Source organism: Psychrobacter aquaticus CMS 56 (genome assembly GCF_000471625.1).
Classification (GTDB): domain Bacteria; phylum Pseudomonadota; class Gammaproteobacteria; order Pseudomonadales; family Moraxellaceae; genus Psychrobacter; species Psychrobacter aquaticus.
The window spans coordinates 259,743-281,598 of record NZ_AUSW01000015.1 but is presented as its reverse complement, the minus strand read 5'-3'; the positions used below and the strand labels follow the sequence as shown (position 1 = coordinate 281,598).

Annotated in this window: 15 protein-coding genes, 2 tRNA genes and 1 pseudogene; 6 read left to right on the top strand and 12 right to left on the bottom strand. The window is 40.8% G+C overall.

Going from position 1 to position 21,856, the window contains the following annotated elements:
* Positions 1-9: 9 nt before the first annotated feature.
* Both M917_RS04900 and M917_RS13910 read right to left on the bottom strand, forming a co-directional pair.
* A complete protein-coding gene (locus tag M917_RS04900; RefSeq protein ID WP_021813673.1) occupies positions 10-3,765 on the bottom strand; it encodes a CHAT domain-containing protein in 3,756 nt (1,251 codons plus the stop codon).
* Between the two features lie 434 nt (positions 3,766-4,199).
* Positions 4,200-4,358 (bottom strand): transposase, encoded by a 159-nt coding sequence (locus M917_RS13910; RefSeq protein WP_161626691.1) that lies wholly within the window; start codon positions 4,356-4,358, stop codon positions 4,200-4,202.
* A 218-nt stretch (positions 4,359-4,576) separates the two neighbouring features.
* On the opposite strand from M917_RS13910, the pseudogene M917_RS04890 reads away from it, so the two are divergent.
* A pseudogene (locus M917_RS04890) lies at positions 4,577-5,065 on the top strand (5-methylcytosine restriction system specificity protein McrC); the annotation flags it as partial.
* A gap of 345 nt (positions 5,066-5,410) precedes the next feature.
* Here the strand turns inward: M917_RS04890 and M917_RS04885 are convergent.
* The 4 genes from M917_RS04885 to msrB all read right to left on the bottom strand — a co-directional run bounded on the left by M917_RS04885 (position 5,411) and on the right by msrB (position 7,026).
* Positions 5,411-5,487: transfer RNA gene (locus tag M917_RS04885), tRNA-Asp, on the bottom strand.
* Positions 5,488-5,538: 51 nt separating this feature from the next.
* Positions 5,539-5,614, bottom strand: a tRNA-Val gene (locus tag M917_RS04880).
* Between the two features lie 333 nt (positions 5,615-5,947).
* Positions 5,948-6,433, bottom strand: coding sequence for a glutathione peroxidase (locus M917_RS04875; protein ID WP_021813671.1), 486 nt, complete (start codon positions 6,431-6,433; stop codon positions 5,948-5,950).
* Positions 6,434-6,600: 167 nt separating this feature from the next.
* Positions 6,601-7,026 (bottom strand): peptide-methionine (R)-S-oxide reductase MsrB, encoded by a 426-nt coding sequence (msrB, locus tag M917_RS04870; protein WP_021813670.1) that lies wholly within the window; start codon positions 7,024-7,026, stop codon positions 6,601-6,603.
* Positions 7,027-7,347: 321 nt separating this feature from the next.
* On the opposite strand from msrB, the gene M917_RS04860 reads away from it, so the two are divergent.
* Positions 7,348-9,027 carry an aminotransferase class I/II-fold pyridoxal phosphate-dependent enzyme gene (locus tag M917_RS04860; protein ID WP_021813668.1) on the top strand — a complete coding sequence of 560 codons (1,680 nt, stop codon included), beginning with the start codon at positions 7,348-7,350 and terminating at the stop codon, positions 9,025-9,027.
* A 119-nt stretch (positions 9,028-9,146) separates the two neighbouring features.
* On the opposite strand, the gene M917_RS04855 is transcribed toward M917_RS04860, so the two are convergent.
* Together M917_RS04855 and M917_RS04850 are read right to left on the bottom strand one after the other, a co-directional pair.
* Positions 9,147-10,754 carry an inorganic phosphate transporter gene (locus M917_RS04855; RefSeq protein ID WP_021813667.1) on the bottom strand — a complete coding sequence of 536 codons (1,608 nt, stop codon included), beginning with the start codon at positions 10,752-10,754 and terminating at the stop codon, positions 9,147-9,149.
* Between the two features lie 617 nt (positions 10,755-11,371).
* The gene (locus M917_RS04850) at positions 11,372-13,066 is read right to left on the bottom strand and encodes an ATPase (protein ID WP_040641914.1); all 1,695 of its coding nucleotides are present in this window, start codon (positions 13,064-13,066) and stop codon (positions 11,372-11,374) included.
* A gap of 250 nt (positions 13,067-13,316) precedes the next feature.
* Between M917_RS04850 and M917_RS04845 the strand changes: the two genes are divergently transcribed.
* From M917_RS04845 to M917_RS04830, 4 genes are all read left to right on the top strand, one after another.
* Positions 13,317-14,030, top strand: coding sequence for an FFLEELY motif protein (locus M917_RS04845; protein WP_021813665.1), 714 nt, complete (start codon positions 13,317-13,319; stop codon positions 14,028-14,030).
* A gap of 459 nt (positions 14,031-14,489) precedes the next feature.
* The gene (gene ubiE, locus M917_RS04840) at positions 14,490-15,305 is read left to right on the top strand and encodes a bifunctional demethylmenaquinone methyltransferase/2-methoxy-6-polyprenyl-1,4-benzoquinol methylase UbiE (protein WP_152513958.1); all 816 of its coding nucleotides are present in this window, start codon (positions 14,490-14,492) and stop codon (positions 15,303-15,305) included.
* A 97-nt stretch (positions 15,306-15,402) separates the two neighbouring features.
* Complete coding sequence (locus M917_RS04835) at positions 15,403-16,098, top strand: ubiquinone biosynthesis accessory factor UbiJ (protein WP_021813663.1); 696 nt, start codon at positions 15,403-15,405, stop codon at positions 16,096-16,098.
* A 98-nt stretch (positions 16,099-16,196) separates the two neighbouring features.
* Positions 16,197-17,855 (top strand): ABC1 kinase family protein, encoded by a 1,659-nt coding sequence (locus M917_RS04830; protein ID WP_021813662.1) that lies wholly within the window; start codon positions 16,197-16,199, stop codon positions 17,853-17,855.
* A 197-nt stretch (positions 17,856-18,052) separates the two neighbouring features.
* On the opposite strand, the gene ruvB is transcribed toward M917_RS04830, so the two are convergent.
* The 4 genes from ruvB to M917_RS04810 all read right to left on the bottom strand — a co-directional run bounded on the left by ruvB (position 18,053) and on the right by M917_RS04810 (position 21,791).
* The gene (gene ruvB, locus M917_RS04825; RefSeq protein ID WP_040642011.1) at positions 18,053-19,033 is read right to left on the bottom strand and encodes a Holliday junction branch migration DNA helicase RuvB; all 981 of its coding nucleotides are present in this window, start codon (positions 19,031-19,033) and stop codon (positions 18,053-18,055) included.
* Between the two features lie 158 nt (positions 19,034-19,191).
* The gene (ruvA, locus tag M917_RS04820) at positions 19,192-19,815 is read right to left on the bottom strand and encodes a Holliday junction branch migration protein RuvA (protein ID WP_021813660.1); all 624 of its coding nucleotides are present in this window, start codon (positions 19,813-19,815) and stop codon (positions 19,192-19,194) included.
* A 115-nt stretch (positions 19,816-19,930) separates the two neighbouring features.
* Complete coding sequence (gene fba / locus M917_RS04815; protein ID WP_021813659.1) at positions 19,931-20,968, bottom strand: class II fructose-bisphosphate aldolase; 1,038 nt, start codon at positions 20,966-20,968, stop codon at positions 19,931-19,933.
* A 436-nt stretch (positions 20,969-21,404) separates the two neighbouring features.
* Complete coding sequence (locus M917_RS04810) at positions 21,405-21,791, bottom strand: hypothetical protein (RefSeq protein WP_021813658.1); 387 nt, start codon at positions 21,789-21,791, stop codon at positions 21,405-21,407.
* Positions 21,792-21,856 lie beyond the last annotated feature (65 nt).

The following is a 21,856-nucleotide window of genomic DNA, read 5'->3' as shown; positions in this document are numbered from 1 at the left end:
ACACATACCTTAGTATTTTTTAAATGGATTTCCAAATACACTTAAAGCTAAGTATTTATCGGCCTCATAATCTCTAGTATAGAAGTGCTTGTTGGTTTGAAAAACAGCTTCGGCAACTGTTAAAGCATCATCAACCCATCTTCGTAAGAAATATTCAAACCAGTTTGGTGTCATCATTGCATCTAATGGCCAAGGTGAAGCAATAATAGTTTCACACCCATTTCTCAATAGTTCTTTCTGTAAGCTGATTGTAGTTGATAAATAAGGATGGTTATTGAACCTTCCAGCATTACAGACAAATAGAATAACGACATCACAATTACGTAAATTTTGTGCAAAATTTTGATAATGAACTTTGAATCCCCCTTCATCGCTAACTGATGAAAAATAGTTACTTTTTCCAGTAGTACCTCCATGAGCAGTAATCAAAGCCAATTTACTATTCTGTAAGCTTGTTGGCAAATAATGGCTAGTATTTAAGTCTATATTATAATTTTCAAATGTATTATTATCAGTATACCTATCAATAATCGTCTTTAAAGTCCATCCTTCTGTATCAGCATTAGATATCCATGCTTTTAATGACGATTTTTTCTGACCCTCCTCTGAGTTAACTACATAATTTAACCATGTTATAGAGGGAGCAGTAGTTATGACGTTTTCCGCTCCTATAAATTTACCCTCATTTAAAAACAGATTAGGTATCAAGGAATGTAATTGTGTATCAAAGATAAAAATTGTGCTGCGTGTTGTCTCTATATTCAGTCCCAATAGTTCTATTGAGTCATAAAATAAATTTGGTTCTTCGTTAGCATCATAATAGCCATACTGCTTTGGAAATGATTTATTCCATTCAATAAAGGCATCAAGGTTAAAAGTGTTACTTTTTTCAATCTCAATTATGCTTTCTCTAATTTTAGCAATTACCAATTGATTAATTTGGTTAAGACCTAAATAAATAATATCCGCATCTCTTCTCAAATTATTTACGCTAGCTATATATTCATCGATAGTAGCAAAAGGCTTTATTGGAGCATCTATTTGATAAGAATATCTATCTCTTATAGCATGCTCTGCGAGAATCTCTAGACAAAATAGAATTTCATATTCATTTTTATTATTTATATCATTTAAATACATGTGTGATAGTGTTTTTAGTTTAGTAAAGTCTTCTGAAGACTTTTCAGAATAACGTCCTTCTTGTTTAAGATACAAGTTAAATATGAAATTAAAATCACCATTTATTAACGCTGATAGAAAGTCTGGTAGCTTAGAGTTAGTGGAGTCTAATTTCCTAAAGAAGTCATCAAATTTTTGAGTATCAACCTCTTTATCTTGAAGCATTTTATAAGACTGAATAGCTAAAGTTAGAGATGGTTTTATATCATGATGAAGTTTCAATTCATTTTCATAAAATTCAAGTAATTCAGGTAATAGGCTTATCAGTTTCGTTATATCGGTATCAACCTGGCGTATGTAAGTCTTAAATTTGACTGCTAGTCGAATAGATTTAATTTCATTCGCAGTTGAATCAAGAATATCTCTATTAAAGTCACCAATATTTCTTTCGACGATCTCAAGCACTTTTAACGCTTTATCATTAAAATCTAAATCTCTAAGAATTCGTGCCGTAAGGATTCCTGTTAAGTAGTATGAGTTCACACTAATTTCACCATCTTCCATTGATAGCGCCAGACAAGTTAATGCTTCATCTGTATCATTTATTCTATGAGACACATCAGCATAACCCAGTAGACCAATTTTTTTACGCTCTAATGTTTTTGGTGTAAAGAGTAAGTATTGTAGGTAGTCTCTGATTTTCTGACTATCGTGTTTGAGCGTCATAACTGAAAGAACAACTCTTAAAAAATGTAAGTCGCTATTCTTGAAGGAAGAAAAACGTGCTAAGTTATGAATTAATGAAAACGCGTAATTAACATTTTCAATCTCTTCGTTAATTTCCTCTATATTTTGCTTTAAATTATCGAAGACTCCGTAGAATTGTCGTCTGATTATGTCGTCTACAACCTTTTGCTCTGGAATAACATTTTGTGGAAACGCATGATATTCTCCTATAATTAAAGTACCAGTAGAAAATATCTCATCACAAATAGATTTTGTTTCTTTTTTTAGGGTATTTATATCAGTTGTTATACTAGATCTATCAATTTCATCAATATCAGTTAGTACAAAGCCATCACTTGTAAATTTATTGTAGATATAGCTAACAATAAAAGCAAAGCCATATCCATAGTTACTAGCATAATCAACTAATTCAGCTAATTTATCCTTAACATAAGTGATTGATTGATTCTCAGTATTTGTTAATTCAAAGACATATTCAAGTATGTCTAACAGTAAATCAGAGTCAACTCCTATTTCTTCATGGGGTTTAGAAAGAAGTATTTTAGCTAGAGACACCAATTGTGAATAAACAAAGATATTATCAAAGTAATCACGATGATTTAATATCAAATGATATAATTCTATATATTTCCCTTCAGATAGCAATTTCTCTTTAGTTATATGCAATAATGAAACTAAGTATCTATCATGGATACTTTCTATAGCTTTAGTAAAGAATACATAGGGGTTCGTATCTAGTTCATTTATATTATCTTTGAGATAGAGCATATAATCTATGAATTCCTGCTCAAAGCTATTGTTCAAGGAGAAATTATACGCATCTTCATAATTCTTACTTTTAATCATTTCATTAATTTTGTATAGCTTAGCTTTATTAGATTCTGGGAATAGAGTTACTATCTTGCTAATAACTTCAAAATATATCTCATCATTTAGACCTTCACTTAAGTCAGATATTTTTGCTAGATAAAAGTAGTCATCAGTTAAGGCTAATGCTTGTTTCAGTAGACCAATAGTTGTCTCTTTTGTATAGAGGTTTTTAGAAATTTCAGCTAACTTTAGATAATGATGCGATGACAAGTTATTCTTATTAATTGACTCGAATAGGGAATCAATTTCTTTCTTGAAAAAACCTCTATCATCCATTAATTGTGAGTAGACCTGTAATTTTAAAAAATCTTTATCATCAATACCTTCTAAATTATTTATATATTCAATGAGTTCAGCAATAGCATTGTCATCAATCATATTTTGAATTTTAAGCTTTATGTCTTGTTCTTTATTCTTCATTGTGTTAGTGAACCCGCAAATACTCAGTGCTTCAATCTCGTATAGTGGTGAAATAAAGTCTAAATCTAACATATACAGTTGTGTGTCAAATACAATAAAGTTACTACTGCCTCTATTCTCAAAGCTAAGAACAGTATTGGCAACATTTAAGTATCTAAGCTCAAAATCAGTTAGCTTTTTGCCGTTTAATATCTGAGTCAGTTTAGGGTCATAGTCTGAAGGTAAGTATTTCTCAGTATTTAAAACAATAACGAATGCGTTCTCCATACTGTCTATGATACTTTCTAGTTCTGAAGTATTAAAGTAAGAAGCAGTGATGAACTCGAGGGTTAATTTATCTTTAAGTATTGAGTTATAGTGGGTTTCTATTTTTTCGATATCTATATTTAGATTGGTATTGATAATAATTATTTTTTTGTAAAGATATTCAGAGTCTGAAATTTGTATAAGTGCCGAGTACGAAATCAAGGTATCTATATATATATTTATGTTTTTTTCGTCTCCCCAGAAAAATAAATCCATATTGTCTGGTAGAGGTAAATCTATACCACTGTCAATACGTTGTTGAAAGAATTGATATATATTCTTGTTTTGGCTGGTAATATCCATTTATTATAAATCCTGTATTAGAAATAGCTTTTCATATTTTTGTAGTGGTCAACTAATTTTAGACGCCTGATAAGAGGTTTTGATTAAAATAACATTTCTCTGTTTCAACTGGTGATGAATAATCATTAAAGCTGTACGCTCTTTCAGTTTGATAATAGCCCCACATATAATCATTTATGGCATTTGAAGTCTCAGCAATATCCTCATAGCCACTCTTTGGAATCTACTTCGTTTTGAAGCTTCTAAAGAAGCGCTCAGTGGGCTCATTGCCCCAACAGTTGCCAAGACGACTCATAATTTGCGTCATATCATACCCTCACAACTAACCACGGATTCAGCGAACGTCTTACTGGTGTATTGTATACCTTGAACAGAGTGAAATAGAACAGCATTTCGCTTAACTCTGGTGTGGTATACCATCTGTAGTGCTGAACTTATTTCTCTTTTTTATACTTACGTACCCTCCTATCTAGGGTGGAAACTCCAATCCTTAGCGACTCTGCTAATTCCACAATCTTGCGCTTTTGATCAACTACTAAGCTAATGGCTTCGAGTTTAAATTCTCGAGTATATTCTCTGCGTTTGGTAGTCATACTAGTTATCCTCTTTTGGGTAATATAACTTCTCATAGGCTGTTCAATTTATTATGCCACTATATGCCTAGTAAATTATTAATTAAACTATGGAACGTTAAGAACCTCAAACAAGCCAATGTTTGAGGCTAAAATGGTCAGATATCAAAATATTGTAATCCTACCGAGCGATAAAGCCAGGGTGCCAATTAATACTTTAAAAGCTCAATCCAAACTTTGAAAAGGAAGAGCATCGGGGTATTGCCTTGCTATTCCCAATGGAGATTTTGTTCGAGAAGTATGTGGCAAACTGCTCACGACGAGATATCAAGGCGCCTTGGCAACTAACAGCACAAGCTTCTAGTAAGTACATGGTGAATGACCGAGGAGATTTAAAATCGCGCTTTCAATTAAATCCTGATCTATTGATCAGTAAAGAAAGAAAAAACTACCATATACTCGATACCAAATGGAAGTTAATAAGCTCAAATAAGAATAGTTTCAGTATAGAACAGGATGATATTTATCAGCTATTTGCTTATGGTCACAAATATTTGAATGGGTGTGGGGACATGATGCTTATTTATCCTAAACATCATCAATTTGAAACATCTTTGGAATGCTTTTATTTGGCAGAAGAGTTGAGATTGTGGGCTATACCATTTTGTATTGAAACTGGCAAAATGGTTACCAGTGAATGGGTAGAAAAGTTTCCGTCTTTATCTTAAACTTAGTTTGAGGCTAATCCTTTAAGCTCCCAAACTTATCGATAAGCATAAAAATTGGCGATCAGTTACCGTCAGCAAATTTTAACAACCTTGGTCACAAAATGGTCACCGTTTGGTCACCGAGCACTTGGTCACCGATTTTCAAAGCATAGAGTGCTTGCAAGAAAACTTGTCATTCATGCATTGTTAAAGAGTAGAGCATTTCGTAAAGGTCAACATAGGGAAAACATCCAACCCTTATAAACACAGGCTTCTAGAATAACTGCAGACACAAAAAAACCCCAAACAATCTAATGTTTGAGGCGAAACTTGCTTAAACTCGTAAGTCTAAATTCGTTTTAAATATGGCGCAGCGGACGGGACTCGAACCCGCGACCCCCGGCGTGACAGGCCGGTATTCTAACCAACTGAACTACCGCTGCTTAGGTCGTTCTTAGCGTTTCGCTCTTTAAAAGCCCACTTCGCTAAATGAGTGGTGGGTGATGACGGATTCGAACCGCCGACATTCTGCGTGTAAGGCAGACGCTCTACCAACTGAGCTAATCACCCTGAGAAGCGTATAAAAATTGCATTGCAATTTTAGCTTCGCAAGAGAATTTTCCTTAAAGGGAAAATTCTAGAAACTTCACACCTTTAATTGGCTTGAAAATTTCTTTAAAATCTAGCCAATTAAGATTGTCACCTCTTAATCAACTTTCACAGAAGCTAACTTAATTAAGTCCCCTTGCTGTGGGTGTGTATTATATAGATTTACACATGGCTGTCAAACAGTATTTACTTTTTTTTAACGTATTTTAAATATTTTTATGCGCTATGCTGACAACCATATGTTTTTATTGATTTTATACTTTATATAAAATCAATAAATTTTAACTTGGCCACTTACTTACTGGCTAATGCTTTTTCGATATCAGCTTTTATTGCTTCTGGTTTGGTGGTTGGTGCATAACGATCGATAACTTGCCCCTCACTTCCGATTAAAAACTTGGTAAAGTTCCATTTGATACCATCTGTCAGCAAGCCGCCCTTTTGGTCTTTGAGCCATTTAAAGATTTGGTGAGCATCTGCACCATTGACATCAATTTTTGCCATCATTGGGAAGCTGACACCATAGTTCTTTTGGCAAAACGCACCAATCTCATCATTGCTACCAGGGTCTTGGCTACCGAACTGATTGCAAGGAAAGCCAATGATAACCAACTCTTGACTCTCGTACTGTTTATGCAGCGCTTCTAGTCCTTCAAACTGTGGCGTAAACCCACATTTGCTTGCGGTATTCACGATTAGCAACACCTTCCCTTTATACTCAGAGAATTCTTGTGCAGTGCCGTCCATGCGCTCAGCGGTAAAATCATAAATAGTGCTCATCATTTATCCTTAAATTGATTGATTTGGTATGTGCTATTTTGGGTATCACTACTCTTTAAATGACATGGTAAATAGTGCTGATTTTAGGACTCATCATTAAAAAGGAAGCAACACGTGCTTCCTTTATATACTTTTTGATTATGGTAATCTACTGCTGATATTCGAAACTACTTTTCAGATTTATCCAAATCAATAGATACGGAGTTGATGCAGTAGCGCATGCCTGTCGTTTCACGTGGTCCATCAGGGAAGACATGACCCAAATGTGCGCCGCAGTTACTACAGGTCACCTCAGTCCGCGTCATGCCCAAAGAATTATCAACATGCTCTTCTATAGCACTGTTATCGATTCCTTGATCGAAACTTGGCCAACCACAGCTAGCATCGAATTTACTGCTTGAATCGAACAAGCTGGCGCCGCAGCCTTTACAGCGATAAACGCCATCATCGGTCGCATCGTTATAGACACCTGTAAATGGGCGCTCTGTGCCCTTCTCACGCATCACATGGTATTCATCCGCGCTTAGGCGCTCTTTCCAATCAGCTTCGGTAAGTTGGCTGATTTCTTCTTTACTTAGTTGGTTGTCTTGCATGACTTATCCTTATTTAATTATGTATTATCTAAGCGGCAATGTTTGAGCAGCTATCAAAATTTATCGTCATATTATTACAAAAACGATGTGCTGTATCTGTTGGCTATATGCTCACTATTCAAGCCATATATTACAAGAATGGTACTAATGTCTATGGTCAAAGGCAGGTTATTACTTACATTATGCAAGATATTCTTGCAATTAATTATAGTTTCAAAAAATTTTGAATTTCATCTTGAATTAATCTGACATATGCAATAATATCTTGCATTAGCACTTTATCTGTTACGAAATAATTGATTCAAAAAGGCTTGGATGAACATGGTCTATGACAATAGCAAAGGCACACAAGCAGAACGGTTGGTACAGTTACGCCGTGATAAAGGCTTTACTGCTGAACAACTGGCTCAAGCGATGACAGCAGCAGGTGCAAAGGTTAGTCGCGGGGCGATCTCTAATTGGGAGCGTGGAACAAATGGCATTGTCTCATCCAAACTACCCACACTAGCGCGTATTTTAGGCTGTAGCGAAGGCTATCTATTGCGGGGCGAGCTAAAAAACGACGTCAATGACTATACTCTCTCAATAAATAGCACTTCAATAAACGACACTGCACACAAGAACGAAAATCTAAGTGCAGGTTCGGCTACTCATGTACTGACTCATGATGAAGATTCACTTCAACCAAAAACATCAATCACAGCCTCTGCAAAGACAGCTGTAGATAGTCGCAAAAACTCACAAGACAACCCGATGAGCGGTCACTCTATGAAGACACTAAAAAAATCTGATAAATTACAAAACGTTTGCTATGACATTCGTGGCCCTCTATTACAGACCGCTAATAGAATGGAGGCCGAAGGCAAACGCATATTAAAGCTTAACGTTGGTAATCCCGCACCTTTTGGTCTAGAAGCCCCTCATGAGATTTTGCGTGACGTGGCCATGAACTTGCCTGAGGCTACAGGATATTCGGACTCGCAAGGGATTTTTTCAGCGCGCAAGGCGGTATTGCAATATTACCAATCAAAAGGTTTGTTATCGGCAGTCGATGTCCGTGATGTCTATCTTGGTAATGGTGTCTCTGAGTTGATTGTCATGACTATGCAGGCGTTGATGAACGATGGTGATGAAGTTCTGATTCCAATGCCAGACTACCCGCTTTGGACGGCAGCGGCCAATCTCTCTGGCGGTACAGCCGTGCATTATCGCTGTAATGAAGAAGACAACTGGCACCCTGATATCGAAGACATCAAATCCAAAATCACCAGTAAAACGAAGGGCATTGTGGTGATTAATCCCAATAACCCGACAGGCGCACTTTATAGTGATGACTTGCTACGACAAATTATTGATGTCGCTAAAGAGCATGATTTAATCATCATGGCCGATGAGATTTATGATCGCATTCTTTATGATGATACAGTACACACGCCAATGAGTACCTTGACTGACGATGTGCTTGTTCTTTCATACAATGGCCTGTCAAAATCGCACCGTATTGCTGGGTTTCGTGCAGGTTGGATGATGGTATCTGGTCGCAAACAACATGCCACTGACTTTATTGAAGGCTTGGATATGCTGGCATCCATGCGTTTGTGTTCTAATGTCCAAGGTCAGTATGCCATTCAAACAGCGATGGGTGGCTACCAAAGTATGAAAGATTTGACATCGCAGAAAGGTCGCCTTTATAAGCAGCGTGAAATGGCGGTATCGCGCCTCAACGCAATTAAAGGCATTTCTTGCACTATGCCGCAAGGCGCGTTTTACTGCTTCCCAAAAATAGATCCTGAGGTATACCCTATTGAAGACGATATGAGCTTTATGATGGACTTGCTGATTGAAGAGAACGTGTTAATGGTGCAAGGCACAGGGTTCAATTGGGATAAACCAGATCATTTTCGCTTGGTGTTTTTACCAAACCTGCATGACTTAGAAGATGCGATGGATCGCTTAGATCGCTTCTTTGCCAAAAAACGTCAGCAATTTGGCACGAATTAAACGTTAATTTGATATAAAAAAGCGCTTATCGATATGATACCGATAAGCGCTTTTTATTGTTTTCAATTATACAGCACAGTCTATGTGACTGTTTGAGCTGTCTTAACAATTAAACAGTCTTAAAAAATATTAACCAATATAATATAGCTGATTGCAGACATCGCAGCGGCTGCAGGAAGTGTAATAATCCATGCCAAACCGATCGGCTTCATAAGTGCCCAATTGGTATCTCTATTGACAATACCGATACCCAGTACTGCTCCTACTAAAGTATGCGTACTCGATACAGGCAGACCCAATGTCGATGCACCCATAACGACAGCAGCAGCGGCCAATTCAGCTGAAAAGCCAGAAGCGGGATGCATTTTTGCCAAATTGGTACCGACAGTTTGAATCACTTCTTTACCAATGAACCAAAGACCGACGATAAGCGCCACACCAAAAGTCAGCATCACAGCAGGGGGTACCGCCGCTTCTGCAGAAATACTATTGGTACGAATCACATCCATAATCGCAGCAAAAGGGCCGACCGCGTTGGCGATATCATTTGCACCATGACTAAAAGCAAACGCTGACGCAGTAAATACCTGCATCCAGCTAAACATAATAAACGTCGCTTTGGTCAAGTCTTCTTTATGTTTCCCGCGGATACTCTTGGTATAAATAAACGTCGCCAACCATACCAGCGCCGCTATCATGCCCATGATTAAAAAGCCTTGTAACGTCGTCATGCCACCATTGACGTTTTTAAGGCCTTTAAAGACAACCAAAGAGGTCATGACCGCACCGCCTGCCGCAGCAATAATAGGTACCCACTGCTTAAGTGCTTTTAGCGTATCAAGGTTACTACGCTCGTTCTCAATTTCATAAAGCTGTTTGTAATAATCAGTCTCTAAATCTCCAACGACGCAATCATCATCCTTATAGATTTCTTGATCGCGTAACATCGCTGACGTATAAGCCAATTGTTCTGACTCTGTCATAGCGTCTAAAAACTCTTTGTGATTTTGCTTTAGGGTTTTTTTGTCGCCTTTCAGATTTGCAAGGTGCGCCTCTGTCTTATCATTATACTCAATGATATTCTTTTTAATTTGTCCATACAGCAAATAGGCCAACACACCGCCTAGTAATGGTGACAATACCCAAGAAATAGCGATAGTGCCAATCGTGCCCCAATTGACGGTAGACAATGCCATTTCAGTACCACCTAAAGTGATACCCAATACGATAGAGCTACCTACGACACCGCCGATAATAGAATGCGTGGTCGATACTGGTAAACCCTTACGGGTCGCAAATAGCAACCAAAATGCGGCCGCAATAAGCGCTGAAAGCATGACATAAATAAACTGGTTGGGTGTCACCGATAGGCCATCTAAATCGACAATGCCACTCCGAATAGTGTCTGTCACCTCACCGCCTGCCAGCACTGCGCCAGATACTTCAAATATCGCCGCTATACCCAACGCTTGCGGGATAGTTAATGTCCCCGCACCCACTGAAGTACCAAAAGAGTTGGCGACATCGTTACCACCAATATTGAATGCCATAAAGACACCAAAAGCGGTCGCCACAATAAATAGCGTTGTCTGTTGGCGCATTGTGTAATCTAGACCCCACCACAAAAAGTAGGCGGTCATCGCAATCAGTAAAATGGCAAAAAATAAATTTATTCTCATAGAGCCAACTGATTTGGTTGGCTCTGTAGAACTGCTGCTAATACCCATACGTTGATACGTCCTGCGTAAGCTGATTGAAATTATATGCGGTTGATGGCATTGCGTCGCTATCGATAATGTTTGTTATGGCATTTGACATTAAGATAACGTGAATAAAACGCGCAACGTGCTCTATAAATAGCGTGTTTTCTAATGACTGTTTTGATGCACTACCCTATCGCTTTGACGTTTGGCTTTACTTGACGATATTAAATAAGGTAAAACATCATTCCATAGATCACAAAGCCGCAAGTAATATTGCCAAATCATCTGATTACAGCATCTTGCGGCTTAGATTTTTATAGTGATATCTTTGATATGAATAATGAGTACTGTCAAAATCTTGGTCAAAACGGTTAAGACATGTGCATCAGACAACCAAAATACTCTGCTTGCTGGGTACAGTTAAATGCCAGCAGAATCTATGACGCGCTATTATATTAAATCTAAGCGCATAATGCATGATGATATTGCGAGATTTGTAACTGCGAGCATATAACTCAGATAATACGGTTACTCAACCATCGATTGCGCTCTATTTTCATAGGTCGTCTAAAATTTAAACGCCGTTCATGAGAGTGTATAAACAGCGACAAAATTATAACGCGCAATATATGTTAGTTTCCCTATACTGCTGATAGTTGCTCAATCGCATGATCCAAAATATCTAATCGCGCTTGACGCTTTTCATTGGTTGCTATGACACACCAAGGCGCCGCTTTTGTGTCAGTACGCGCCAGCATGTCAGCAGCTGACTGTACGTAATCTGACCACTTATCGCGGTTGCGCCAATCATCGTCAGTTAACTTAAATTGCTTATGCGGGGTCTCTTCGCGCGCTTTGAAACGTTTCAGCTGTTCTTTTTTGTCGATAGCCAGCCAGTATTTGATGACTATTGTACCAGCTGCTGTTAGATCCGCTTCAAAGCGATTGATTTCGTCATAAGCACGTTGCCATGCCTCATCGTCAGCAAATCCTTCAACACGCTCAACCAACACCCGCCCATACCACGTACGATCAAAAATAGCGATGCGGCTAACGCGATTTCTTTGTTCATTGGGCAATTTTGTCCAAAAACGCCACAGATAGGGGTGCTGCGCTTCGTATAACATCGGCGCGCCGATATTATAAATTTGATACTCCCGTGGGTCGAGAGGCGCAACCAATCTTTTGATCGCGCCGCCCTTGCCAGCAGCATCCATTCCTTCAAATGCGAAAACAATATGACGACCTTGGCGTGCACGTAGGAGTTCAGCGAGGCGAGTTTGTTTTTCTGCCAGCGCTGTACAATAGTCAGACTTATCTATCTCTGAATCATCGATATTTTTCAGGCACTTAGGTATTTTGACAGCTTCGAATTTTTTGAGTTCGATTGTTTGATCCGGCGATTTATCAATAGCAGATTTCACAGACTGTGGCTCATTTTTGGCAGATTTATCAGCCGTTGTTTTACTACTCACTAACGCGGTTTGCATGGCGTGCAGTACTTCGTGACAAAACTGTTCGGCAGCTTGCGACTTGTCTTCGCCATTAATGATGATCCAATCTTCCTGTTGACGTAGCAGAGTCACTGCCACGTCATTAAATGTCTCGATGACTTTTTTGCTATTCCAATCAATTTGATACAAAAACTGTGGATCTGCTTCGCTGTCATTTAGCCGCGCTTGTAGTGTATCAATATCGACATGAAACCAACATTTTAGTAATCTGGTTTGATTGGAGACGAGATCTTTTTCAAACTCTTTTAGCCTAATAAGTTGCTGCTGCAAATAGTCTTGCCATGTTGCAATAGTAAGGTTGCTGACGTCTTCACCACTGTCGTTTTTTGACTGTTTATCTTCTGCCGGCTTATTGTCTTCTTCACTATCTAACGTTGCCATACGCATGACGTTATAAAGCAAATCAGCATACCAGTTGCCAAAGTACACCATAACATCACCATGACGCGGCATAACCTTGGTATGTGTTTGCCAAATCGGCTGATAATCCAATGGACAATCACCAATGATCGCCTCAACTTTTAAAAGCCGAGGATCTACCCATTGACGCAGTTGTTTGACGGCTGTGCCCTTGCCTGCCTGCTCCATGCCATTGATGAGCACCAACAGTCCTGTGGGTTTGTTGGTAGTGGGCGGCGTCTGTTGGCGCGTGGCGCGCAACGCATATTGGGCAGTGACCAGTGCCAATCTCAGCGCATCTTTGTCCATAGAAAACTGACTGATAGGATTGGGCGTTAATCGCTCATCTATAATGTGTTGGCTAAACTGTGCACTGACTGCTTGCGGGGCTGCTGGTTCCGTCGTATTGTTCTTTTTGCTCATCATTGGACTCCTCTTATAATTGAAAACTTACCAGCTCAATCATAGCATTCGCCTCATTGAGTAAATAACGCTGCTATGTAACAGTTTGACGTTTGTATTCTGCTTTATTTTCTTTTAAGGTATTCACAATCTGAGAGGCACGCTTTGAGATATATGATTAAACATAAATAGAAGCCTAACGCTCAGCACTACTTTGGTCGGCTGACTTTTGATTCAGTCACAACTTTTACTTTTATAGAGGATTTTTACCATGTCTGCTTTAGCCGATTTACAACAGCATTTGATACGTTTTTGGGCGCTACCACATCATCAAGATGCTGCACTAAACACCAAACTCAATGAGGTTCAAGCATGGCAACAATCACGACTCAAACGTACTCATAGTGACTTATTCGAACAACCAAAAAATAAGCTGATGGCAGACTATTTTCTGACACAACTGTATGGTGGTGAAGAGTTTAAGGTGTTGGCCGAACAGTTAGAACGCATTCTCCCAAAAGCGAAAAAACTTGAACGTCTCGCTAAAGAATCAGCCTTAGAAGCTGGTAGTATGGGCATCCAAGCGGCAATTTTAGCGATTGAGCTAGACTTACATTTAGCAAAATGGCTACTTGCTCAAGATTTACCCGTTAATGAAGAAAACATGCTAGCTGCCTATCTCGCTGTTGATGAAGCAGAGGAGCGCCGCGTACAGATTAATAACCTAAAAGAAGTCTGCTATCGCACTGACAAACACTTAAACTCATTTATGCTCAAAAAAGCTTTTGGTTTAGCTAAAGGCACCGCCTATCGTTATAACTTTCAGCCTCTTTATGATTTTATTGATGCAGGCTTTAAAGCCATGAAACCTCTTAAAAGTGTAAGCAGCTTTATTGAACCGTTTTGTGAGCGTGAGCTTGAAATTATTGACCAAGTTCATGATACGGATAATGGCGGTAAGCCAGTAGCGTTTGGTGTATCATAAGGCTGATGGTTTGTTTAGCTACTACAACGGCCACTTTATGTGTCGCAAAAAGACAACCGCAAAAATAAATAATAGGATAATACTATGACCGATACTGCAAATAATAATAACGCTCATCTCGACCAACAGACTACTAGCAACGGTCATTTACAGGATAAATTGGTCAAAGATAGTATTGCCCACAGCCAAAATATCAGTGCCCAAGTGCGTCAAAACCAAATACCTAATACAGTTGTGTCCGAGAAACTAACAAAAGATAGTAGTAATCGCACTAACGACTTTACGCAAGTCCAAGATCTACCCACTGGAACGCCACAAGGTCAACAAACCACTATGCCAGTTAACAATACAAGTCACAACACTGCCAATAGCACCAATAATACTGTAGATAGCAATGTAAATAATAATATAAATAATGGCATCAGCAACAGCTTACACAATGCCACTGGACAAGCAACTATACAGACCAAAAAAACGACCCTTTTCAATCAGCGTGATGACATCAATAACCCGCATACGCCGGACACGGATGGCAATGAAGAAACGCATTTCGGTTATAAAACGGTCAACAAAGCTGAAAAACAAGCACGTGTGGCTGACGTTTTTACATCCGTCGCTAAAAAATACGACATCATGAACGACTTGATGTCTTTTGGTATTCATCGTTTATGGAAACGCTATGCCATTAGTCTATCAGGCGTACGTTCTGGTCAACATGTGCTCGATATCGCTGGTGGCACAGGGGATTTGGCCAAAGTCTTTAGCCGTGAAGTCGGCAGAAACGGCCACGTGGTGCTATCAGACATCAACGCCGCCATGCTAGAAGTCGGCCGTGAGCGCCTTATCAATGCTGGCTGTAATAACGTTGATTTTGTATTAGCAAACGCTGAGACATTAGCGCCCTTTGATGATGAAAGCTTTGATTTGGTCACCATTAGCTTTGGTTTACGTAATGTCACCGACAAAGATGCGGCCCTAAAAGCCATGTACCGTGTGCTTAAGCCAGGCGGTCGTCTGTTGATTTTGGAATTCTCAAAACCTGTCTTTGAGCCATTATCGAAAGCTTATGACTTATACTCATTTACCGCATTACCGATCATGGGTAAGCTGATTGCCAATGATGCTGAAAGTTATCAATATCTGGCTGAATCGATTCGTATGCACCCAGATCAACAAACGCTAAAACAAATGATGCAACAAGCGGGTTTTGAAAACTGCGATTATCATAATCTGACCGCTGGTATCGTCGCCGTACATCGTGGTTTTAAAGCTTAAGGCTAATATAAGATCAATAGTGCCGATTTGTCGTAAACATTGTCCCTAATAAACGATGCGCTTGTTAAAGGCGCTCAACTATATATGCGAGAGCCTTATGCTGACTGTCTTACTCTTGGCTGGTGCCGAAAAGCTGATTAACTTTGCTATTGCTAGTGATGAAATTACCAAAGCTGGTCTTGCACCACTCGCAGGCAAAGTGTTACGACTGAATATGGCGATGCCTGAGTTGAACTTGGATATACTGTTCACCCATGAGCGTTTGCGGTTTGAGCCGGTGACTACCGATAGCGTATTTGAGCCAAGCGGCCACATGGATGAGCGCCAAAAAGCCAGTATGGAACGCTCACGCATTGGTCATAGCCGTCCAGACTGTGTCATCACTGTAGACAATCCAGCCCAACTGCTTAACCTTATACGCGGCGCGGAAGGTAACTTACCGATCGCGGGTGACTATAAAGTGCTAATGCAACTTAAACAACTGGTGGCAGGCTTTGATCCAGATGTCGCGGGTCAGCTTGAGCCATTGATTGGTAAGCCTATGGCGAGTCAGTTGCATCTACTCATATTGCAGCTCAAAGGCAGCTGGCGATACAGTGCCAAACGTGCATTTGACGACGTCAGTGACTGGGCCAATGATGTAACGGGTAATAGTGTACCCGACCCTGTGGATGCGGCAGAAGTTAATGATCTCAAACAGCAACTGTTAAAACTTCGCACTGATATCGAACGTGAAGAAGCCAGACTGGCTGCTATCAAAGATGAGCAAGCTCGCTTAATCAATAACCGTTAATCAACAATCTTTAACGGTTATCGATTATCGAGTAAAATTATCTATAAATACGCACCGCTCTGTCCTATGTCCGACTTTATTTAGAGTACCCAGACCTTATGCTATTATCTCATCGCGCCCGTTTACTTGAGCTTTGGCGTATCGCCGCAACCTACCGAATTGACACGCACCTCTCTATCGAGGAAGCGCCGCAACTGCAACCTTTAGCGCGCATGATCCGCTTGCATCCAGCAGCGTGGGGCAAAAAGCATCAACCAAACGCCATCAAATATGCACTCGAGGACATGGGTACGCTGTTTTTGAAACTGGGACAACTGCTCTCTACGCGTCGCGATTTGGTACCACCTGAAATTATTGCCCAATTGGTTCAACTACAAGACAAAGTTAAGCCTTTTGACTCTAATGTCGCCATTGCGCAAATACAAGATCCTAAACACGGTCTTGGTCAGTCAATCGGTACGTTATTTGCACGCTTCGATGTTAAGCCCTTAGCGGCGGCCTCAATTGCTCAGGTGCACACCGCAGCCCTTCATGATGGCCGTGAAGTGGTGATAAAGGTAGTACGTCCCAATATTCGCACTACCATCGTTGCTGACTTTGAGCTATTACGTGAGTTAGCCAATTGGGCATCTGCTCGTATTGAAGCAGCGCGCGCCATACGCATCATCGATATTGTCGAAGACTATCGCCAAGTGATGCTCAATGAGCTGGATTTGACCCTTGAAGCGGACAATACCACGCAAATGCGCAACAATTTTTTAGGCTCTGCATTGATGTATGTACCGGAAGTCTATGATGCGGCCAAGAACGTAATGGTGATGGAGCGTATTCAAGGCGTTCCGATCTCACAAGTGGAGATATTCGATAAACTTGGCTATGACCGTGCAGCATTGGCAGAAAAAGGGCTAACGATATTTTTTACTCAAGTCTTTCGTGACAACTTCTTTCACGCCGACATGCATCCGGGCAATGTCTTTGTAGAGACGCCCCCTGTAAAAACGTTGAATGTTGACATGGTAGCGATGGACTTAGGCTATGAGCCGCGCTATATCGGTCTTGACTGCGCCATCATGGGTACGCTATCTAAAGACGATCAGCTTATTGTAGCGCGCATGCTCTTGGCTGTTATGAATAATAACTTCACTGCGATGGTTGATATTGTGAGCCGTGCGGGATGGATACCACCAAATACTGACAAACACGCGTTGATGCGCGATATGAAACGCACAGTCGGTCCAATGCTTCAAAAATCCATTAACGACATCGATTTTGCGGGTGTCTTGATGCAGATTTTGGATATTGCGCGTCGCCACCATATGAGTATTCCACCGCAATTAATGCTATTGCTTAAAACCTTAGTGCATGTCGAAGGACTAGGTCGCGATCTGTATCCTGACCTCGATATTTGGTCACTTGCCAAGCCTATTTTGAGTAGTTGGATCAAAGAGCAGCTAGATCCTATGCGTAATTTGCAGCAGCTACGGGCACAACTGCCAGAGATCTTATTATCAACTACCGATATTCCCAAACTGCTAGATCAAGGATTACAAAGCCTTGCCTCACAAGGGTCGCGCCAAGACAGCCAACTCAGGGAAATACAACAAATACGCGCTGATATGCTCAATGACCGTCGCCGTGATTGGCTAGCGCTGGCAGGATTTGCAATCTTCATCGCGATTGCGACGCAAGTCGGATGGCTGGCACCGATTTTCTATCTATTGGCTATTGTTTTCGTTGTTTGGCGGATTCTGGTTTAACATACTGAGCATGATTATAGCTGCCCTATTTTTATAAGAGTATGCCGTCATACAGAGGACGAAGTGGGACATAAAAAATTTATCGCTAAAAAACATTCTAGATATGGCCAGATTAATCCATGCTTTGACGACCTTTAGCAACACTCTTTTTCAAAATACCCTCTGCATTAATATGGGCATGAATAGCCCATTCTAATTTATAACATTTGATCAATCGCCATTTGGGTCAATACACGACCGCGAGCCGTACGAAGCACATAACCTTGCTGAATAAGATACGGCTCAATCACGTCTTCAAGTGTCCCGCGATCTTCGGCCATCGCAGCGGCGACCGCTTCAACGCCTGCCGGACCCCCATCAAAACGCTCTTGCAGTATTTCAATGTAGCGTCTGTCCAAGTGATCGAGACCACGTCTATCGACTGCCAGCATGTCTAACGCACTACCAGCAATTGCACCGTTGATACTGCCATCACCTCTGACTTCGGCATAATCACGTACACGGCGTAATAAACGATTGGCAATCCTTGGCGTACCACGAGCACGGCGGGCAATCTCCACCGCACCGTCCTCGCTCATTGGTACCCGCATCAAGCGGGCGGCTCGGCTGACAATCGTGGTCAGATCAGCAATATTATAAAACTCAAGCCGCTGAACAATACCAAAACGATCACGCAACGGCGACGTTAGTAACCCTGCCCTTGTCGTTGCCGCAACCAAAGTAAATGGCGGCAGGTCAAGCTTAATAGAACGCGCGGCAGGCCCTTCACCAATCATAATATCCAGCTGGAAATCTTCCATGGCTGGATACAGTATCTCTTCAATAACCGAGCTTAAACGATGAATTTCATCGATAAAGAGCACATCTCCCGCTTCTAAATTGGTCAGCATCGCTGCCAAATCGCCGGGACGCTCAAGAACAGGACCCGACGTTGAGCGCAGATTACCACCCATTTCACGAGCAATAATATTGGCAAGTGTCGTTTTACCCAAACCCGGCGGCCCAAATATCAAGGTATGATCCAGCGCTTCCTCACGGCCGCGTGCTGCACCAATGAACACCTCCATCTGCTCACGCACAACTGGCTGACCAATATATTCTGCTAATAATGCCGGTCGGATATTGGCATCTGGCGCATCACTTGCTCCTTCTAGCGGATTAATTAAACGATCTTGCATCATAAGTTTTATCATTATATTAAAAAATTGAATACTAAATAGCATAACCAAACGTCACGCATAAGTCATGCAAAACATCATAAAGCTTGCGGCAAAACAAAAACAAGCGACATATAATGTCGCTTGTTCTTAATTGCTATTATTGTATAAAAATACTGCTACTTAAAACTTTGAAACTGTTGCAAAGTGGCTTTTAACAAGCCTTGCGTATCGGCAAAGACATCGCCATTACTTTTCGCCGCCTTGATGGCTTGCTGGGCTTCTTTTTCTTTATAACCCAAGCTAATCAATGCACCCTCTACCTCAGCGATGATATTACCTTCGTCTGATACGGCTACGGACTGATGCGTTAATTCTAAAGACGTATTATCAACTTCGATATTTTTAAGCTTGTCTTTTAGTTCAATCAATAAACGTTGGGCTGTTTTTTTACCAATACCCGGAATACGGGTCAAGGCGGTTTCTGACTCTTGCTCAACATGCATCTTAAGCTCGGCCGCTGACATCGCTGACAGCATCGCTAGTGCCATTTTTGCCCCTACACCGTTGATTTTTATCAATTGACGAAAGACATCACGCTCTTTACGATCAATAAAACCATATAGCAACTGCGCATCTTCACGAACTTGAAAATGTGTCCAAATGCTGGCTTGCTCATTAAGGTGAAGTTGGCAAAAGGAAGGCAGTGGCAGCTCAACATCATAACCCACACCAGAGGCTGTCATGATACAGGCCGTCGGCACCATCAAATACTGCACCTGTCCGGTAATCAATCCAATCATCACTTACTACCTCTTATAAGGGCTATTATAAAAATACAATCCACTGTCATTTCAGGGTTAATGACCGTATTAACGGCTATCTTTTACCAACGTCATGTATTGATACCAACGTCATTTACTGATAAAAAGCAACCATACCTTCGAGGCTGATTGGGCGAATCTTATGCGCTTGACCAGCAGAACCAAAGGCTTCAAAACGATTGGTACAGATATCTGACATCGCGACCATAGACGCTTTGAAATATTTACGTGGATCAAATTCACTTGGGTTTTTTACCAGAAACTCACGGATAGCACCTGTCGACGCTAGACGCAAATCGGTATCGATGTTTACTTTACGCACACCATGTTTAATCGCTTCAACGATCTGCTCAACTGGCACACCATAAGTTTCACCAATATCACCGCCATTCTCATTGATGACTTTTAGCCATTCTTGCGGGACTGATGATGAACCATGCATTACAAGGTGGGTGTTCGGAATACGCGCATGAATCTCTTTTACCCGCTCAATAGATAAAATATCGCCCGTTGGTGGACGTGTAAATTTATAAGCGCCGTGGCTTGTGCCAATCGCAATAGCCAACGCATCGACATTAGTATCTTTTACGAATTGTTCGGCTTCGTCAGCACTGGTCAATAGTTGCTCGTGATCAAGCACGCCTTCTGCACCAGAGCCGTCTTCTTCGCCTGCCATTCCTGTCTCAAGACTGCCCAAGCAACCAATCTCGCCTTCTACAGAAACACCGCACGCATGTGCCATTTTGACAACTTCGCGAGTGACGCTGGCATTATAATCATAGTCCATTGGCGTTTTGCCATCTTCACCAAGTGAGCCATCCATCATTACTGATGAAAAACCCAGCTGAATGGAGCGCTGGCAAATAGCTGGTGACATACCATGGTCTTGATGCATCACTACTGGAATATGTGGCCACTCTTCGATAGCAGCAATAATCAGATGACGCAAAAATGCCGAGCCTGCATAACTACGTGCGCCAGCACTGGCTTGGACGATGACAGGTGAGTCACAGGCATCAGCCGCCATCATGATTGCACGCATCTGCTCTAAATTATTGACGTTGAAAGCAGGAACACCGTAGCTGTGCTCAGCGGCGTGATCTAGAAGTTGACGTAACGATATTAAGGCCATAAAACGCTCTCTGATTAAATTTTGAATATGATATTAAGAAATCATTCTTAAAAATACGATGTTGCAACAATTGCCCTAAAATCCTAGCCTTATATAGCCAGACCAGCGAAAAACCGGTATTTTTTATCGTAATTATTACGCCGTGATTATAGCAAAAATTGTCACCGCTTCGTAGCGCTTAGCCGACTATTTATTTCTTTGCTTAATTTATAAAAAATACGGTCAGTTTTTATCAATCTATTTGGTAGGACTTATCTCATATACAGGTTTATTATAAATACCCATAAACCAAATACCTTATGTCTTTGATTTGCCTGTGCTAGATGAATGTTTTAAATACAAAAAAGCCTTGGCTATTACCAAAGCTTTTTAAATATTTTGAGGGCTTATAAAGCAATTAGTATTTATAACCAATGCTTAAAATTAAAACTGCTAATTAGTACTGTTGCTCTGCTTCTACTGCATTTTCACTGGCTTTATTCTCAACAGCAGCTGCGCCATCGGCAACCACTTCAGCAGTATTGGCAACGGCTTCATTTGCGCCTACCACAACCGCTTCACCAGTATTTGCTAGTGCATCGGTAGTAGCAGCACCGGCAGTTTCAGCGCTTTCGGCAACTTCAGTGCCAGCATTTTGAGCAGCAACTTCCGCTTCAGCAGCGGCAGCTTCGGTTTCAGCAGCAGCGGCTTCAGTATTGGCAGCAGCATCATCGCCTGCAGACTCAACAGCAGCTTCAGTGTTCTCTTCTGTCTGTTGGCTACATGCAGTAACTGCAAAAGTGCCAGCAAGTACGCTAGCAAGTAATAAATGACGTTTTAACATAATAAACCTCTCGTAAATAAAGCATGTCAAAATACATGGTTGCGCTATTTTATAGAGTGCAAATA

Coding starts and splice junctions, on each gene's coding strand:
- M917_RS04845 (WP_021813665.1), top strand. CDS start 13,317: ATGTCTGCTTTAGCCGATTTACAACAGCATTTGATACGTTTTTGGGCG.
- msrB (WP_021813670.1), bottom strand. CDS start 7,026: ATGCAAGACAACCAACTAAGTAAAGAAGAAATCAGCCAACTTACCGAA.
- M917_RS04875 (WP_021813671.1), bottom strand. CDS start 6,433: ATGAGCACTATTTATGATTTTACCGCTGAGCGCATGGACGGCACTGCA.
- M917_RS04860 (WP_021813668.1), top strand. CDS start 7,348: ATGGTCTATGACAATAGCAAAGGCACACAAGCAGAACGGTTGGTACAG.
- M917_RS04900 (WP_021813673.1), bottom strand. CDS start 3,765: ATGGATATTACCAGCCAAAACAAGAATATATATCAATTCTTTCAACAA.
- ruvA (WP_021813660.1), bottom strand. CDS start 19,815: ATGATTGGATTGATTACCGGACAGGTGCAGTATTTGATGGTGCCGACG.
- M917_RS04810 (WP_021813658.1), bottom strand. CDS start 21,791: ATGTTAAAACGTCATTTATTACTTGCTAGCGTACTTGCTGGCACTTTT.
- M917_RS04855 (WP_021813667.1), bottom strand. CDS start 10,754: ATGGGTATTAGCAGCAGTTCTACAGAGCCAACCAAATCAGTTGGCTCT.
- M917_RS04850 (WP_040641914.1), bottom strand. CDS start 13,066: ATGAGCAAAAAGAACAATACGACGGAACCAGCAGCCCCGCAAGCAGTC.
- ruvB (WP_040642011.1), bottom strand. CDS start 19,033: ATGCAAGATCGTTTAATTAATCCGCTAGAAGGAGCAAGTGATGCGCCA.
- M917_RS13910 (WP_161626691.1), bottom strand. CDS start 4,358: ATGACTACCAAACGCAGAGAATATACTCGAGAATTTAAACTCGAAGCC.
- M917_RS04830 (WP_021813662.1), top strand. CDS start 16,197: ATGCTATTATCTCATCGCGCCCGTTTACTTGAGCTTTGGCGTATCGCC.
- M917_RS04835 (WP_021813663.1), top strand. CDS start 15,403: ATGCTGACTGTCTTACTCTTGGCTGGTGCCGAAAAGCTGATTAACTTT.
- fba (WP_021813659.1), bottom strand. CDS start 20,968: ATGGCCTTAATATCGTTACGTCAACTTCTAGATCACGCCGCTGAGCAC.